The sequence below is a fragment of the Acinetobacter sp. 16 genome, from assembly GCF_033439925.1.
GTDB lineage: Bacteria > Pseudomonadota > Gammaproteobacteria > Pseudomonadales > Moraxellaceae > Acinetobacter > Acinetobacter junii.
Genome location: NZ_CP137746.1, coordinates 1,447,665 through 1,464,628, shown reverse-complemented (window position 1 = coordinate 1,464,628; position 16,964 = coordinate 1,447,665). Strand labels below are relative to the sequence as shown.

The window sequence follows — 16,964 nt, the reverse complement described above, 5'->3', positions numbered from 1 at the left end:
TGATAGCCAAAGCTATCATTCATGATACTAAGTCATATTACCTTAAAAAACTAATTCGATACCTGCACCATATTTCCAACCTTTTTCAGACTCAGTAGCTTCTTGCATAGTGGTAGCTTTTTGTCCTTTTTCATATTGATAAGCCACATCAATAAAAGGCCTGATTCTTTTAGTTATCTCATACCGCGTTTTAATACCAGTTTTTAATTCTGATAAACCTGATTTTGCAGCATAGTTAGAATCATCACTAAATACAGCATCTACTTCTAGGTAAGGTTGGGTAATCAATTTCTGGGTTAACAAGAAATCACGTTCGACTTCAAAACTTGCTCCCCAAAAGTTATTTTCCCCACCATATAAATAAGCTTGGGTTTCAAAGAAATAAGGAGCTAGCCCTAATACCCCAATAACACCATCAACTCGATCGCTGTTGCTGTTATTTTTATCTTCACTGTATCTCACCCCAGCTTGTAAATCCCAAAAAGGTGCTACATTGCGGCTATAAAGTGCTGACACATCATATTTGGGGTCATGGCTTTCTGACTTATCCGAATTCGCTTCAATAAATAGGCGATTTTCATCTGTACCTATTAAAGTTTCAATTTTTGAACCTAAGGCACCTTTACCATCTTCATCCACAGTCCATTCATTCTCAAACTTTGTTGTTTGAAAAATTTGTCCACCATGTTCTTTAAGATGCTTATCATGGTTCTGACCATTGGAAATTACAGTTTCAAACCCTGTACTATTATCTCCATCATTACCAGAAGTTGTTTTTTGATAAGTATTCCTTTCAGCATAACCTAACCCACCTGGTTCTTTTAACAGCACTCTCATACTTTGTGATTGAGAGCTATTTACTAGATTTCCGGTAGATGGATCATTGGCAAAGGCAACACTTGTTAATCCTAACAAGGCTAAAGATACAAGTGTTTTAGAATAGAGTTTTTTAGTGGTGTGCATGTTGATTTACCCCCTTATCATTATTAATAGGTTGAGCAACAACATCTTTTGAATCAGAACTATTGCTATCGACATTTGCAACAATAAGCTTATTCATCATCCCAGCAGACATGTGATAGAGCAAATGACAATGGATAGCCCATTCACCTAACTCATCTGCCGTTAATAAGGTTGTAACTGTTTTACCTGGTGGGACAATTACAGTATGTTTATTTGGCATATTACTAGCATCCTGGCCATTTTCTAGTTGCATAAACATACCGTGCAAGTGCATTGGGTGAGCCATCATACTGTCATTCACAAATTTCAAGCGTATACGTTCCCCATATTTCACTTTGAATGGTTCTGTTTCATTAAACTTCTTACCATTAATTGTCCAAATGTAGCGCTCCATATTCCCACCAAGACGGATTTCAATTTCACGTTCAGGGGCACGAGTATCTGGTTGAGGGTTTAAAGATTGTAAATCACTATACTGGAGTGCTTTTTGACCAACGGGTGTTGAAGCATTTGCCCATCCAAATACGGTATTATCATTCTTGTCTGAAGCCGACTTAACAGTAGCGCTATTCATCGGCATATCATGATCCATACTTTTCATAGAAGACATATCATGATCCATACCTTTCATAGAAGACATATCGTGATTCATGCCTTTCATAGAAGACATATCATGATTCATATCTTTCATAGAAGACATATCATGATCCATACCTTTCATAGAAGACATATCGTGATTCATGCCTTTCATAGAAGACATATCATGATCCATACCTTTCATAGAAGACATATCATGATCCATACCTTTCATAGATGACATATCATGATTCATTCCCATATCTTCCATAGTCAATAAAGAACGAGGACGAGGCTTAGGCATCTCAATTTGTTTGACTGCTGGGCTGCTTTCTTCATGTAATGTTCCCACTGAAAAACCGGTACGATCAATAGATTCAGCTTCAATTTGGTAATGTGCTTGTTTTGGTTCCACAATGACATCATAGGTTTCAGCAGTACCAATACGGAACTCATCTACAGGAACGGGCTTTACAGGTTGACCATCAGCACTGACTACAGTCATTTTTAGGTTTGGAATGCGTACATCAAAGAATGACATAGCGGAAGCATTAATAAAACGAAGGCGAACTTTTTCACCAGCTTTGAAGTTACCGGTCCAGTTTTGCTGAGGTGTTTTGCCATTCATTAAAAATGTATAACCAGTCACATCGGACATATCTGTTTTCAGCATTCGCATCTGATTCCACATAGAACGGTCTTGCCAAGTCGCTTTTAGCCCATCACGTTTAACTTGTTTTAATACATCGAATACTGTTTCGCGGCGGTTCTGATAGTAGTCTGCTTCTTTTTTAATATTTTTCATAATTTGATCACTTGTCGAATTATGAAAATCAGAAAGCAAAACAACGTAATCTTTATCGGTTTTTTCAGCAGCTGTTAGTGGAGTTTTATCTTTAGGATAAATAACAAAAGCACCATATAAACCGTCTTGTTCTTGTCCTTTACTATGTGAATGATACCAATAAGTACCATTTTGGCGGACTTTAAACTTATATTCATAAGTTTTATTAGGGGCAATGCCATGAAATTTGTTAAATCCAGGTACACCATCCATAATTCCAGGTAGTAATAAGCCATGCCAATGGATTGAAGAGTCCTGATTTTTTAACTTATTGTGAACACGGATAACGGCCTCATCACCTTCTTCAAATTCAAGAAGTGGTGCAACGAATTTACCATTTACAGTAATTCTCTCAACTGGTTTTCCTGTGATATTTACAGTTTGTTCAGCGATTGTTAAATCATATTCTTTAACTGCCGCCATTACCCAAGTTGATGAAAATAAACCAACTCCTATTAAAAGGACATGACTTAATTTTTTAGACATTTATTTCACCTATCTAATATAAAGATGGGGAGCTCAAGCAAACCAATTATTCGCTTTAATCTCCCCAATCTTTCATTTATCGTATTTGTTATTTATTTGATGTATTTGACATGTTCATCTTTGAGTGGTCCATGTTCATCATATTTGAATGATCCATATTACCCATTTTAGACTGATCCATATTCATCATCTTAGAGTGATCCATCTGAGACATATCAGCCATATTGCCATGCTCATGCTGACTATGATCCTGTTGGGTTTTCTCATCATTCTTCATATTACAAGGTTTTTGGCATTTCTCTGACATTTTTGAGTCCGCTTTAGTTTCAGTGACTACAGTGGTTCCCTGTTTAGCATCGGCTGCCCAAGACTGAGTTCCTGCAATTAAAGTTCCAATACACATAAGTGTAGTTAAGCTACGACGGAATAGAGTTTTCATGTTTTGCTCCAAAAATTAACTTTATACAAATACCTTAAAGGCTACCACCAAACATCTATATGACATGAAAATGACATTTTTGTAATCTACAAAGAATCACGTATTTATAACGTTATTATATTCTTAATGAGTGATATTGGATTTTTATCAATGAGAATCTTACTAGTTGAAGATGAACAAAAAACTGGTGACTACCTTAAACAAGGTCTATCTGAAGCTGGGTATATTACGGATTGGGTCACAGATGGATTATCAGGTAAACATCAAGCACTTTCCGAAGAATATGACCTCATCATTTTGGACGTTATGTTACCAAAATTAGATGGCTGGAATATCATTTATGATATTCGCAAAAGCGGAAAGACAATGCCTATTCTATTTCTTTCAGCGCGTGATCAAATTGAAGATCGAGTTAAGGGATTAGATTTGGGAGCTGATGACTACCTCGTAAAACCTTTTGCTTTTGCTGAGTTATTAGCACGCATTAAAAGCTTACTCCGACGGGGACAACAAAAAGAAGATAGTAACCTTATTACAATTGCTGATCTTGAACTTGATCTTCGTAAACGCCGCGTCACTCGCGCTGGGCAACGTATTGACTTAACAGCTAAAGAATTCGCGCTGATGGAATTATTTATGCGTAGACGTGGTGAAATTTTACCTCGCGCACTCATAGCTTCTCAAATTTGGGATATGAATTTTGATAGTGATACCAACGTCGTAGAAGTCGCTATTAAACGTTTGAGAAGTAAAATTGACAGTAACTTTAGCCCTAAGCTAATCCAGAACATACGGGGAATGGGTTATGTTCTAGAGGTTGAAGATGACTCGTAAATTGTTTAATGCAATCAGCTTTCGTATAGCTATTATTTTTTCTCTATCTACCGTAATCATTCTAATGATTATGGGACTAGTTATTCATCAACTCGTAATGCATCATTTCGAAGCTCAAGACCGAACTCAATTAGAAGGTAAAATTCAACTTATAGAGAATCTATTAGAACAGAATCCTTCTAATTCTCAAGAATTGAATTTATATTTAAAAGATGCCTTAGTTGGTCATCATGATCTAATTGTTCAAATTGAACGACCAACGGGTCAAATTATTTTTAGTTCAGCACCATCCACCATTCATACCAAAACACTCAATAAATCAAAACGAAAGCCTTGGGTTGAATGGAGCATTCAAAATAAAACCTACCGTGGTTTAATTTATACAAAGTCTTTTAATCATCAAGACTCAATTATGTCAGCTCAAATTGTCGTTGGCATCGATACTTCTGAGCATCTACATTTCTTAAATGACTTTAGACGTCAACTTCTATACATTGGATTTGTGGGTACAATTTGTTTAATGTTCTTAGGGTGGTTCGCAGCATGGCGAGGGTTACGCCCAGTTCAAAAAATGGCAAAAGTGGCAGAAGGTATATCTGCTCAACATCTTTCTGAACGCTTAGAAGTCGAAAACACGCCAACAGAGCTTAGATCCTTAGCCATAGCTTTTAACGATATGTTAGATAGACTGGAATCTGCTGTAGAGAAATTATCAGACTTCTCATCTGATCTTGCTCATGAAATTCGCACACCTATTAATAATTTGATGACTCAAACCCAAGTATGTTTATCCCGTAGTAGAGATATCAATACTTATCAGGAAGTTCTCTTTTCTAACTTAGAAGAGTTTGAACGTTTAGCTCGGATGGTTTCAGATATGTTATTCCTTGCCAAAGCCGAACACGGTTTGCATTTACCAAACTTACAAAGAATTGATTTGGTCAAAGAAATTTCAGCTTTATTTGACTTTTATGATGCTATTGCTTCTGAAAAGAAAATGACTTTAGAACAAACTGGTCTAGGTTATGTAAATGGCGATCCTTCAATGTTACGTCGAGCACTCAGTAATCTATTATCAAATGCGATCAAATATGGAAAAACAGATTCAGTGATCAAAATCAATTGCCAACAAAGCTTTGATAAAACTGTTTTTACAATTGAGAATGAAAGCTCACCTTTATCATCAGACCAGCTAAATCGATTATTTGACCGTTTTTATAGAACAGATGCTTCCAGACAGCGAGTTGAGGAAGGTACTGGCTTAGGGCTAGCAATTACCAAATCCATTCTTGATGTACATGGCGCAACAATTAGAGCAGACTATCATAATGGCCGCATAACTTTTAAAATTATTTTTAAAAATTAATCACTTATATAAAAATAAACAACTACTGACTACTCATCTTTAATAGTTAAAAATAATGAGTAGTCAGAAAAACTTAGTTTTGGCTACGTAGTCGTAAAGCATTACCAATGACTGATGCTGAACTTAGACTCATTGCTAAGGCTGCGATCATAGGAGAAAGTAACCAGCCAGTAAATGGATATAAAATACCCGCTGCTAAAGGAATACCTAAAGCATTATAAAGAAATGCGAACATAAGGTTCTGCTTCATGTTTTTAATGGTTGCTTCTGATAATGAACGAGCAATCTCTATACCGCGTAAATCACCTTTTACCAAAGTAACTTGTGCACTATTCATTGCTACATCTGTTCCTGTACCCATTGCAATTCCGATATCAGCCTGAGCTAAAGCTGGGGCATCATTGATCCCATCACCAGCCATCGCAACCACTCTTCCTTCTTTTTGCAATTTCTTAACCAATTCTAATTTATCTGCGGGTTTAACCTCACCATAAACCTCATCAATACCTAATCTAGCGCCAACAGACTTAGCTGTTGTTAATCCATCACCAGTAGCCATTACGATTCTTAGACCGGAATCTTTTAATGAAAGAACAGCCTCAGGTGTACTTGCTTTGATTGGATCTGAAACAGCTATTAACCCTATCAGTTTTCCATCCACAGCTAAATGCATGACACTTGCACCTTCGGCTCTTAACTTTTCAGCTTCGGGAACAAATGCTTTAACTGATATTCCCAGCTGTTCCATTAATGCTGTATTACCAAGAGATAATTGTTGTCCATTTAACTCTCCTTTAACACCAATCCCAGAGCCAGATTCAAAAGATGTTGGTCTAGACAGTACAAGATCTCTTTCACGGGCAGCACGTACGATTGCATCAGCTAAAGGGTGTTCACTCCCCTGATCCAGACTAGCTGCTAACCGAAGTACCTCATTTTCTTCATAGCCCGAAAGAGCGATAACCTTATCGAATGAGGGTTGGCCTTCAGTTAAAGTACCTGTCTTATCAATAATTAAAGTATCAATCTTACGTAAATTTTCTATTGCAGCTGCATCACGAAAAAGTACACCATTCGATGCACCACGACCTGTTGCCACCATAATTGACATAGGTGTCGCTAAGCCTAAAGCACATGGGCAAGCAATAATTAACACTGCGACAGCATTAATTAACCCGTAAACCCAACTAGGCTCTGGGCCAAATACCCCCCAACCAAAAAATGTAAGCACAGAAATAGCAATAACTACCATAACAAACCAACCTGCAACATGATCTGCCATTCTTTGCATCGGCGCTTTAGAACGTTGAGCTTGCGATACCATTTGTACGATCTGAGACAGTACCGTTGAAGATCCAACCTTTTCTGAACGCATTACTAATGAACCATTCATATTTATTGTTGCACCTATTACTTGATCGCCTTCACGTTTTGTAACGGGAACAGGTTCTCCTGTTAACATTGATTCATCAATAGAACTTGACCCTTCAGTAACAACTCCATCAACAGGGACCTTTTCACCTGGTCGTACTCGGAGCAAATCTCCAACATGTACATGGGAAAGAGGAATATCTTCTTCTTTACCATCGTCATTTATTTTTCTTGCAGTCTTAGGTGCTAACCCAAGTAAAGATTTAATTGCTGCCGAGGTCTGTGATCGAGCTTTCAACTCAAGAACTTGGCCTAATAAGGTCAGCGAAATAATGGCTGCTGTGGCTTCGAAATATACAGCGACACGTCCCATAGAAACAAAAAAGTCTGGAAATACTTGTGGAGCCAAAGTTCCAATGAGGCTGTATATAAATGCGGCACCAGTACCAATTCCAATTAAGGTCCACATATTCGGACTACGATTTAAAACTGATTGCCAACATCTAACAAAAAATGGCCACCCTGCCCAAAAAACGATAGGTAATGTAAGAATGAGTTCAATCCAACTCTGTATCTTCATATCAAATAAATTCAGCTGATGCCCAAACATGGCTAAAAATACAACGATAAGAGTTAAAGGTAAGGTATACCAAAATCGTCTTTTAAAATCTTTTAGTTCAGGGTTTTCGTCAGCTTCATCCAGATTTGGAAGTAAAGGCTCTAAAGTCATACCACATTTAGGACAATTCCCAGGGTGATTTTGTTGAATTTCGGGATGCATCGGACAAGTGTAAATAGTAGAAGTACTCACATTTATCGGCTGATCAACCACAATTGAATTTATCCCAATCTCTTTTGGATTAGTCGCTTTTGCTAGTTTATTAATATAAAAAGCAGGATCATTCTTAAACTTTAACCAGCAATTTTCACTGCAAAAATAGAAAGTTTTACTGTCAACTTTTTCATAAAATTGAGATGTTTCTTTTACTGCCATGCCACAGACAGGATCAGTAAGTGTATTTTTATCTTCGTGATGATGATGGTCCATAAAAGCCTCCTTCATATTTAATTTTTTAAATTAATAATTTCATTAAGATGGAAATAGACTCCCTCTTATTAGTTTGTTTAGTGATCATTGTTTTCTTTAAAGCCAGTGTACCACTTGTGGTTTTTTAATTTTTAAAATGACAAAAATGTAATTTTGAAGTCATCGGGATGTTTCTCTCATCCTTTAATAATAAGCATGAGAAAGGTGATGACCAAGCAACCAATTGATGCATTTCATTCGGTCATTACTGAGCCCAAGATTAGTTTAAAGAGGATGAAGAAATGAAAATTTTTCAAAATAAAATGTCTACTCTACGTAACGTACTCGTAGGCACGACTATGGTTGTAGCTACTTCAAGTGCATTCGCACATGTGAAACTTGAAAGTGCAACACCTGCTATTAATGCATCTGTAGCTAGCCAACCGAAAAATATAACTTTGAATTTTGGTGAAGAAGTTATGTTAATGAACGTCAAGTTGCTTGATGCACAACGTAAGGACATTCCTTTAAATTATAAAATAACTCATGATATGAAAAAATCATTTGACGTCGCTGCACCTAAACTAAAAAAAGGAAAATATACAGTCGTGTGGACCACAATGGGAGCGGATGGCCACAACATGAATGGGGAATATAATTTCACCATTAAATCAGCAAAATAAAAATCAAGTGCTAATAGCAACATGCCAGCGAACTGCTGGCATGTTGCTATTACGATGGAGAAAATTATGATTCTTGAATCTTGGATATATGCATCATGGCTTGTTAAAGTCATTTTATATTTAGGTATTGCATTTGTTGTTGGTGGTACTTTCTCCTACTTCTTACTTGGACGTTATGTAGAAATAAAGGAAACTATTCTGAAATACATAACTCTTGGCACAGCATTAGGACTAATTTCCAGTATTCTAGGATTCTTCCTTCTCATCGGAAGTTTTGCCAATACTGGACTATCTGGTATGTGGGATACTAACTATATAAATCTAGTAATTAACACTCCAATTGGCCATACCCATATCATACGATCAGTGGGTTTTCTGCTTTTATTTTTATTTATGCTCGTGAAATTAAGCAGAAGAACTAATCAGTTTTCTAAAGTTGAAGGGTTAATCTTTACCATCTTACTCTTACCTATTGTTTTTAGTTTTTCCCAATTAGGTCATGTCACGAATTTACCCTTATTCGCTCAAGCTTTATTATCAATACATGTACTTGTAATGTCCTTATGGATGGGGTCGCTTTATCCATTATGGAAAACAAGCAAAAAAATTAATGGCTTACCACTTAAAGAACGTATGCATCTATTTGGGCAAATAGCAGCCTTTATTGTAGGAATACTCATCGCTTGTGGTCTTAGTATTGCTTTATTACTCTTTAAAGATTTTAATACTCTAATCAATACACCTTATGGGCATGGATTTATTATTAAAATATTATTTGTCCTAAGTATTTTATTGTTAGCAGCCTTTAACAAATGGTATTTCACACCTCGCTTACAAGACCCGAAATTTGCGAAACAATTGGGCTATGCCATTTTATTTGAGATGTCATTAGGTCTATCAATTCTTTTAGCCACTGGTTATATCACCACTGTAGTCGGTATTGAGTAAAAAAGGATCACGCTATGACTTCATGGATGAAGTACAATTTATTATTTCTCATATTTTTAAATACAATATCTTGGGCTGAACCTAGCACTTCAAAAACGATTCGCTCCTTAGATGATACTGATTTACGTAATATTACTGATCATAACCATGGCGATACCAAAGTTGATGAGAATAAAGATGACCATCATTCCAAAGATAAACAACTACGTAATGAGGATAGTAGACAACAAAAAGTTATAAATGGATTAATGTTACAAAAGCCTAACGTACTACCGCCCTCCAAATAAACGATACTTAAGTAATGTTTATTGATTCAATAAGTAGTTCAAATTTTTTAATAAAAAATAGTAGCAATATTACTGTTGGGGGCTTCTTAGCCCCCAACAGTATTTAATTCAGAGCTTGAACCGACTGCTGCAAACCTTTTTTGAATATCTTGAACATGAGTAAAATTATGAAATTGTTCATGTTGTTGTGGCTTAGATTCATCATTGTAAAACTACTCAACAATATCCAACCCTTCCTCACCTCCTACCTCAAACTTGGCATTGGCAAATCCCTGACGCGCCACATGATCTAATGCTTCCTGATAAAACCCTGCTGCCTTGCTTTGTTCACTGATTTGCTTGGCATTGCTAATCGCTTCCTGCAAATTGGTTCCATCCCGCAAAGTTAAATCCACGTAATAAATCGGAGTGCGGTAGCTTTGCGTGGTGCTTTTACCTCGTAAAGTCAGTTGCAATGGCAAACATGAAAGTAAATCACCTGACGCTGAACTGTAATAACGTAAGCGTGCTGCCAGAGTACGGATGCTGTTAAAACCTGTGGTTCTAAAGATGAATGTCCCTAATTCGTCCGATTCATCTAAATTCACATACAGTCTGCCATAAGGTTTACATAGTCCACCTTGTGCCATCGGACATAAATCAGGCGATGGACATGGATGTTGTTCTATGCCGTTTTTCCCAAGTCGCTGACAGGTTTCTCCGTTCCCTGAACAGATTAAGCGTCCAGTTTGTCGGTCAAACAGACTGTACTCTGCCCTTAAATTTAGTTCAGGATCGTTAAAGATCATACGCACTGGAATGCTTCTGAGTTTTTGGTTCGGTGCTTTGGCTCGTAGTTGTTCATCCAAGGGGTGCTTGAACCATCCATCTTTACCTTGAATTTGGCTGGTAATGGTAAACTGATCATCACTTTCAGGCAGATGTTTGCCGTTCTTTTCCACAACTTTACCAATGCTGATTCGCCCTAGAATAGGCGGTGTGATGGCTAAACCTTTAATCATGATGATTTCCTCTATACTTTAAATGTGTTGTGTGGTTAAAAATGAAATGGACATAAAAAAATCCCATGCGCTGAGGCATGGGATGTTTAGGTGGGACTTGTATTTTTGCTTGTGAATTTTACTTAGGCTAAATTCATTTCAATCATCATTGCTGTAGATATTGAAGCGCCGTGAACCTGTTTTACTTTGTGGAAATTGCTTCAGATATTCAGGGTGCTGTTTCAATAAAGTCTTGCTGTCCAAGTTGATTGAGTCTTTAGACTTTTTCCACGTCACCGAACCTGTTAAGAATGTTGCTCGTTCTACGTTTTGCATCTTGGCTTGCAGTTGGTGTTTGAGTAGATCGAATTGCTCTGATGCTTTTCAATTTGGTTACGCGCTTGAATCAGTTGTTCAAACTGTTGATTGGCTTGCGTATCTTCAGTGAAGTCTGTGGTACTGAGTGGTACATGTTCGGGATATAAAAGCTGCAAAGCTTTGGCTGCCGATTCACTGGCATCCGCTTCAGGTGGGGTATCATTTTCTACACATTCCCAGAAATATCGTTCAGCATTAATGATGTGTTGAATCACCGATTCAGAACGGGTCACTTTAAAAATTCGGGTTTCATGCCCACAAATCAATACACAAATATGTGCTGCTTTTTTACCTGTCACTGCCAATTGATGTTGTACCTGACACAGCACGTATAAAGGCACACCGTCTCGCCACAATTTGGCGCCATATTCCCCTGCGGTTTTGCATTCTAGAATTTGTACATCTGCATCACCTGCTACCGAATAATCCAAGTTGGCTAACATAAAGTGTTTATCAGCTTCGGGATGTTGTAGCACAGCATTGACTCTACGGACTTTATAATTGGTGTGCATGCTGTAGTATTCATCGACCAAGGGTTCAAGGGTTCAAGGCGTTTGCCCCAGTACAACGGTGCATGTCCTTCACTCTCATCTTCAATGCTTTGTTGAATCCGCCCTGTCTTGATCATCCACAGTTCCAGCATCGACATATAGGGATTCAGCCCACAAGGGGCAGCACAGTCACTACTGCCAATGCCTTGGCGTCGGAGGCTTAACCATTCAGCTTGGCTCATATGTTTGGTTTCTGCCAAACGTTTGGGACACAGTGTTCCGACTCGGCTTTGTCTTTGTCCTTGCTGGGTTTTAGGATAATGCTGTTGTCGTGTTCTGCTTGGCCGTTGCGAGGTTTCCGATGTTGAATCGGGTGATGTAGGTAAAGGCAATGGCATCGGCAAGGGTGGTATGGAACTGGGGATAACGGGTGTTGTTAGCGGCAGTGTAAAAATGCCCCCTAACCGCATTTAAAAACTGCCCCCCTTTGTTAATTTAGCGGTCATCTTGGACTGCTCAACATATCAAAGATCACCCGTGCAAATATGCTGGCCTTCGCCGGATCAGACAGCAACTGCATCATCTGTTCCTGATGTGCCGCACTACTGCCAAGAATGGCATCATCCATCGCTTTCGGGAAATCACCCAGCATGGCCTGTTCACGGGTATTGTTGGAGATCTGCTTCATCACAATCTCATTTTCCGCCAGCTTGTCACGTACCGTATAGGCATAGTTGAGCATATCTTTATCAGTCAGGTTATCAGTGATAAAGACATCATTCAGACGCTCAATGATCTGTGACAGGAATTCTTCTTTCTTATCACGTGGCTTGGCTGCACCCAGGTCATTGCCCGGCTCAAGCTGATTGTCTTCGGCATCTTCTTTCAGCTTGATGTCCTGCTGACGGATCTTGGACAAGCGGTAATGGCTCATGCTGACATTACTTAGATCCACCTCATCGTCTTTCGTTGCGGTTTCACGCAGCAATGGACGCAGGTTACGCGCATACAGACTGAGCTTCTCCAGTTCTTTGTCATCGTAGTCCACGATCTGTGACATAAACTCGTAGAAACGGGTAAAGCTGCCCAAGTCTTTTTTAAAGATTTCCAGCTTGTCTTTTTCGAGCTTGGCTTCTTTAAAGGCATTGTCGGCATTAGCAATCAGCACCGCATCATTGGTTTTCTTGCAGCGTTCCAGCATGTCACGGGTGGTGTTATAGGCTTCGATGGCCTGACTATAACGTTTCTGCCAGCGTTCAACCGCGGGTTTGCAGATATTACTAATCGCAGCATTGGATTTGTTCTTGGTAAAGAAGGCTTCTACAAACTGTTCAACTTCCGTCCACAGAAAAATCTTGGTAGCTTTCAGCTTTTCAAACAGGTCAAAGATCTGATCCGGATTCGATACATCAGCCAGTTCTGAACCGTACCGGGTTTATCGGAGACTTTTTTATTTAAGTTAGGCCACCTGACCTAACGGATTAATCTTATCATAGTACATTGCTTCAAACTCAAAAGGCGATACATAACCCAGTGCACTGTGTACACGCTTTTTGTTGAACCAATCTACCCAATTTAATGTCGCAAGTTGTACATCCGCTAAACCTTGCCAATCTGCTTTTAAATATTCAATCACCTCTGTTTTGTATAAGCCATTCACCGTTTCAGCCAGAGCATTATCGTATGAATCACCCGTTGTACCGACTGATGCTCGTAAATTTGCTGCTTCTAAACGATTGGTATAGCGAATGGAAAGATATTGCACACCTCTGTCGGAATGATGAATCACATTCTTTGGCATGCCTCGATCATGCAATGCTTGCTCCAGTGCATCAAGTACCATATCTGTATTCATCCGTGTTGATACTTTCCATCCAACAATTGTTCGCGAGAACACATCAATAATAAATGCGGTGTAGACCCAGCCTGAATGAGTTTGAATATACGTGAAGTCAGCGACCCACAGCTGGTCAGGATGATCTGCATTAAAATTGCGTTTTACTAAGTCATCTGCTCGTTTTTGATCATCTCGGCTACGGGTGGTTTGTTTATTCTTACCACGCCAAACACCTTGTATACCTAGCTTCTGCATCAATCGAGCAACTGTACAACGTGCGATAACATAACCTTCACGTTTCAATTGTTGCCAGACCTTACGCACACCATATCGACCTAAACTTTCTTTCCAAATACGTTTGATTTGCTCTGCATGATGTAAATCATGCAGAGCACGTTTCGCTCGATGTTCTGGGTTATCAACGAGATCTAAAGCCCGATAATAGGTCGAAGCTGCAATCGGTAAAATTCTACAAATCGCTTCAACACCATATCGATCTTTATTGTTCTGGATAAAATCCACCATTATTTGTGTGGGCGGTCGAGCTCCGCCTGGGCGAAAAAAGCGGCTGCTTTGCGTAGAATTTCATTGGCACGCTTTAATTCTTTAATTTCACGTTCCATTTGCTTCATTTTTTCTTGGTCAGATTTCTGTTGTACTTTGGCAGGATTTAGTTGATCCATATGCTTTAAATACCAAACACGCAATGTTTCAGGAGTACAACCGATTTTAGGAGCAATAGCTGTGATTGCTGCCCAAGTAGAAGGATAATCTTTTTCAGATTCAATTAGTAATTGAACCGCTCTTTCTCTAATTTCGGGGGTATAGTTTGGTTTTTTCATCGGAATAGTCTCTCAGAATATTGAGTCTCCGACAAACCTGGTACGGTTCATTCTGCGGTTTGGTAGTAAGGCTGGAAGGCCCCAAGAATGTCTTCGGGATCGTTAAAGAAATCCAAGACAAAGGTGCCAGATTCCGCTTTGCCTGGATAGGTACGGTTCAAGCGTGACAAGGTTTGTACGCACTCAACACCACCCAGCTTTTTGTCTACGTACATGGCACACAGTTTCGGTTGGTCAAAGCCAGTCTGGAATTTGTTGGCCACCAACATCACCTGATAGTCATCACTATCAAAGGCCTTGCGCATTTCCCGTCCTTTTAGCCCCGGGTTCATGTTGCGTTCATTAAAGGTCTGCCCGACTAAACCACTGCTGTCGGTATCCTTGTCATTAAACTCAACCTCACCCGAGAATGCGACCATAGCCTGAATGGACTTATAGCCCTGATCCGTCACGTATTTATCAAAAGCGAGCTTGTAACGCACCGCTTCTTTACGTGAACTGGTCACCACCATGGCTTTAGCCTGCCCACCCAATAAGCCCATCACGTTATTTTTGAAATGTTCGACAATGACTTTCACTTTCTGAGAAATGTTGTGGTCATGCAGGCGCACCCACTGATTCAGTCTGATCTTGGCTTTTTTGGCATCGACCTGTTTGTCGGCTTCTTCAATTTTCTGTTTGAGCTTATACACCACTTTATAGTTGGTATAGTTTTTCAGCACATCCAGAATAAAGCCTTCTTCAATGGCTTGGCGCATGGAGTAGACATGGAAGGCTTCCGGCTTGTTCTGCTTGGATGGCGGGAGCTCAGGATTGGGTACACGGCCAAACAGTTGCAGGGTTTTGTCTTTCGGTGTCGCGGTAAAGGCATAGTAACTGAGGTTATTACTGCCCTTACGTGCTGCAACCACGGCATCCAGAATATCTTCCCAAGACAGTTCAGCATCCTCTTCGCGCTCTTCCAGCATCAACACTTCTTTGAGTTGTCGTGCCGTAGAGCCACTTTGCGAAGAATGCGCTTCATCGGCAATCACCGCATAGCGTCGCTGTTTCAGGTTGGTACTGTTTTCAATCGCACGCAGCACAAAGGGGAAAGTCTGGATGGTCACAATGATAATCGGCTGTGAGGTTTCGAGTGCCTTGGCCAGTTTTTCCGATTTGGAGCCATCGCCTTCTTTGTTATTGATGCGTCCGACCACGCCATCGGCATGTTCAAACTGGTAGATGGTGTCCTGTAGCTGGGCATCCAGAATGGTACGGTCAGTGACCACAATCACCGAATCAAACAGTTTCTGATTGTGTTGATCGTACAGGGTCGATAGCTGATGTGCTGTCCAGGCAATCGAGTTGGACTTACCTGAACCTGCACTGTGCTGAATCAGATATTTCTGTCCAGTGCCCTCCTCTAAGGCGGCATTGATCAGTTTGGTCACCACATTCCACTGGTGGTAACGTGGGAAGATCAGCAGTTCTTTTTTGTACTTGCGTCCTTCCCAGTCTTCTTTTTCTTCAATTTGCAGATGGACAAAACATCCAATGATATTCAGCAAATTGTCCGGTGTGAGGACTTCATTCCACAGATAGGCGGTGGCGTACTGATTCTGGTCTTCTGGCACATCATTGCCTGCGCCACCGTCATGCGTGCCTTTATTGAATGGCAGGAAGAAAGTATCTTCTCCAGCCAGTTGGGTCGCCATATAGACTTCGTATTGACTCACGGCAAAATGTACCAATGCGCCACGCTTAAACATCAGCAAGGGTTCAGGCTTGTTGGTTTCTGGATCTTTCGGCAAGCGGGTGCGTTTGTACTGCAACATGGCATTCTGCACCGCCTGTTTAAACTCGGACTTGAGTTCCAGAGTCGCAACAGGAAAGCCGTTAATGAACAATACCAAGTCAATACGCCATTTCTTGGCCTGTTTGCCCATGTCCTGTAACTCGGCAGCGGTAGCATACGGGCTATAGACCAATTCCGGTACAATGCGGCAGATGTTCTTTTTGTAATTGGCTAAGGTATCGGGATTCAGCGCATGTTCTGGTTTAAATTGACAGAGGAAAAATCGTGCGCTGCGGGTTTTCACTCCGTGACGCAGCACACCTAAAGTGCCAAAGCTACGTGACTGTTCATCAGTGGCATTGATGTCGGCTTTCTTCAGCTGGGCAACCACGGCTTCTAGAAAATGCCGTTCGGTATCTTGCGGAAAGATGCGCTGAAACTTCAGCCAGTCTTGTGCTTGGGTCTGTTGCACAAAATCCAGTACGTCCTGCTCATACAAGGCGGTTTCACGGTTGTAGCCTTGTGGCGTACCGAGTTGCCAACCCTGTGCCAGCATTTGGGAAATAATATCGTTCTGGAAAATACTTTCACGGGTGGCGTCTAGACTCATGCGCTTAACTCCGTCTGTGCCTCAGCAACCATTGGCGCTTGCCAATTACGAACATCAATTTTTCCAGTGACTGCGGCTGAGATTAAGGCGGTTCGGCGTTCTATAAAAAGACTAATCATTTTATTAGATTCGAAAATTAAACCGTCAATTTGCTTAAGTTGTTCATTAATGTTCTCTGCTATTTCTATTTGTTCATTTATTGAAGGAAAAGCAATTTTAACTTTT

At 39.9% G+C, this 16,964-nt stretch carries 10 protein-coding genes, 6 pseudogenes and 1 other annotated feature; of the genes and pseudogenes, 5 read left to right on the top strand and 11 right to left on the bottom strand.

The genetic code is table 11. The features are described from left to right. Positions 1-42: 42 nt before the first annotated feature. The 3 genes from R2H34_RS07230 to R2H34_RS07220 form a co-directional block, all read right to left on the bottom strand. Positions 43-963 carry a copper resistance protein B gene (locus tag R2H34_RS07230; protein WP_042893405.1) on the bottom strand — a complete coding sequence of 307 codons (921 nt, stop codon included), beginning with the start codon at positions 961-963 and terminating at the stop codon, positions 43-45. Continuing rightward, entirely contained in the window at positions 950-2,869 is a 1,920-nt protein-coding gene (locus tag R2H34_RS07225; RefSeq protein WP_087540643.1) for a copper resistance system multicopper oxidase, read from the bottom strand. Before R2H34_RS07225 ends, R2H34_RS07230 begins: the two co-directional genes overlap by 14 nt. A gap of 88 nt (positions 2,870-2,957) precedes the next feature. Beyond that, entirely contained in the window at positions 2,958-3,308 is a 351-nt protein-coding gene (locus R2H34_RS07220) for a hypothetical protein (protein WP_002058521.1), read from the bottom strand. A gap of 150 nt (positions 3,309-3,458) precedes the next feature. Here R2H34_RS07220 and R2H34_RS07215 point away from each other — a divergent pair, with 150 nt between their 5' ends. Together R2H34_RS07215 and R2H34_RS07210 are read left to right on the top strand one after the other, a co-directional pair. Then, positions 3,459-4,142 carry a heavy metal response regulator transcription factor gene (locus tag R2H34_RS07215; protein ID WP_002058525.1) on the top strand — a complete coding sequence of 228 codons (684 nt, stop codon included), beginning with the start codon at positions 3,459-3,461 and terminating at the stop codon, positions 4,140-4,142. Further along, entirely contained in the window at positions 4,132-5,508 is a 1,377-nt protein-coding gene (locus R2H34_RS07210; RefSeq protein WP_042893650.1) for a heavy metal sensor histidine kinase, read from the top strand. The genes R2H34_RS07215 and R2H34_RS07210 overlap by 11 nt, the downstream gene beginning before the upstream one ends. 73 nt (positions 5,509-5,581) lie before the next feature. On the opposite strand, the pseudogene R2H34_RS07205 reads toward R2H34_RS07210, so the two are convergent. Then, positions 5,582-7,690, bottom strand: a pseudogene (locus R2H34_RS07205) (copper-transporting P-type ATPase); the annotation flags it as partial. 62 nt (positions 7,691-7,752) lie between these two features. Then, positions 7,753-7,949, bottom strand: a pseudogene (locus R2H34_RS17930) (YHS domain-containing protein); the annotation flags it as partial. Between the two features lie 259 nt (positions 7,950-8,208). On the opposite strand from R2H34_RS17930, the gene R2H34_RS07200 reads away from it, so the two are divergent. The 3 genes from R2H34_RS07200 (at position 8,209) to R2H34_RS07190 (ending at position 9,824) form a co-directional block, all read left to right on the top strand. Next, positions 8,209-8,589, top strand: a complete 381-nt coding sequence (locus tag R2H34_RS07200; protein WP_002058523.1) for a copper resistance protein CopC — start codon at positions 8,209-8,211, stop codon at positions 8,587-8,589. Between the two features lie 66 nt (positions 8,590-8,655). Then, positions 8,656-9,537 (top strand): copper resistance D family protein, encoded by an 882-nt coding sequence (locus tag R2H34_RS07195; RefSeq protein ID WP_318342537.1) that lies wholly within the window; start codon positions 8,656-8,658, stop codon positions 9,535-9,537. A gap of 14 nt (positions 9,538-9,551) precedes the next feature. Continuing rightward, positions 9,552-9,824, top strand: coding sequence for a hypothetical protein (locus R2H34_RS07190; protein WP_004880446.1), 273 nt, complete (start codon positions 9,552-9,554; stop codon positions 9,822-9,824). A gap of 212 nt (positions 9,825-10,036) precedes the next feature. Here R2H34_RS07190 and R2H34_RS07185 read toward each other — a convergent pair whose 3' ends face one another. The 6 genes and pseudogenes from R2H34_RS07185 to R2H34_RS17925 all read right to left on the bottom strand — a co-directional run. Beyond that, positions 10,037-10,825 carry a hydrolase or metal-binding protein gene (locus R2H34_RS07185; RefSeq protein WP_371863832.1) on the bottom strand — a complete coding sequence of 263 codons (789 nt, stop codon included), beginning with the start codon at positions 10,823-10,825 and terminating at the stop codon, positions 10,037-10,039. A gap of 138 nt (positions 10,826-10,963) precedes the next feature. Further along, positions 10,964-12,143: pseudogene (locus R2H34_RS07180) on the bottom strand (YqaJ viral recombinase family protein). Positions 12,144-12,175: 32 nt separating this feature from the next. Beyond that, positions 12,176-13,096, bottom strand: a pseudogene (locus R2H34_RS07175) (type I restriction endonuclease subunit R); the annotation flags it as partial. 36 nt (positions 13,097-13,132) lie between these two features. Further along, positions 13,133-14,352 (bottom strand): IS3-like element ISAba29 family transposase gene (locus R2H34_RS07170; protein WP_318342272.1). Its coding sequence is split into 2 segments (ribosomal slippage): positions 13,133-14,076 and positions 14,076-14,352, totalling 1,221 coding nucleotides; the frame shifts between segments, so codons are not numbered across the junction. Next, positions 13,961-14,077: a sequence feature (AL1L pseudoknot), on the bottom strand. (Overlaps the previous gene by 117 nt.) 50 nt (positions 14,353-14,402) lie before the next feature. Beyond that, positions 14,403-16,739: pseudogene (locus R2H34_RS07165) on the bottom strand (type I restriction endonuclease subunit R); the annotation flags it as partial. Next, positions 16,736-16,849 (bottom strand): annotated as a pseudogene (locus R2H34_RS17925) (type I restriction endonuclease subunit S); the annotation flags it as partial. The pseudogenes R2H34_RS17925 and R2H34_RS07165, both read right to left, overlap by 4 nt. Between the last annotated feature and the right edge of the window lie 115 nt (positions 16,850-16,964).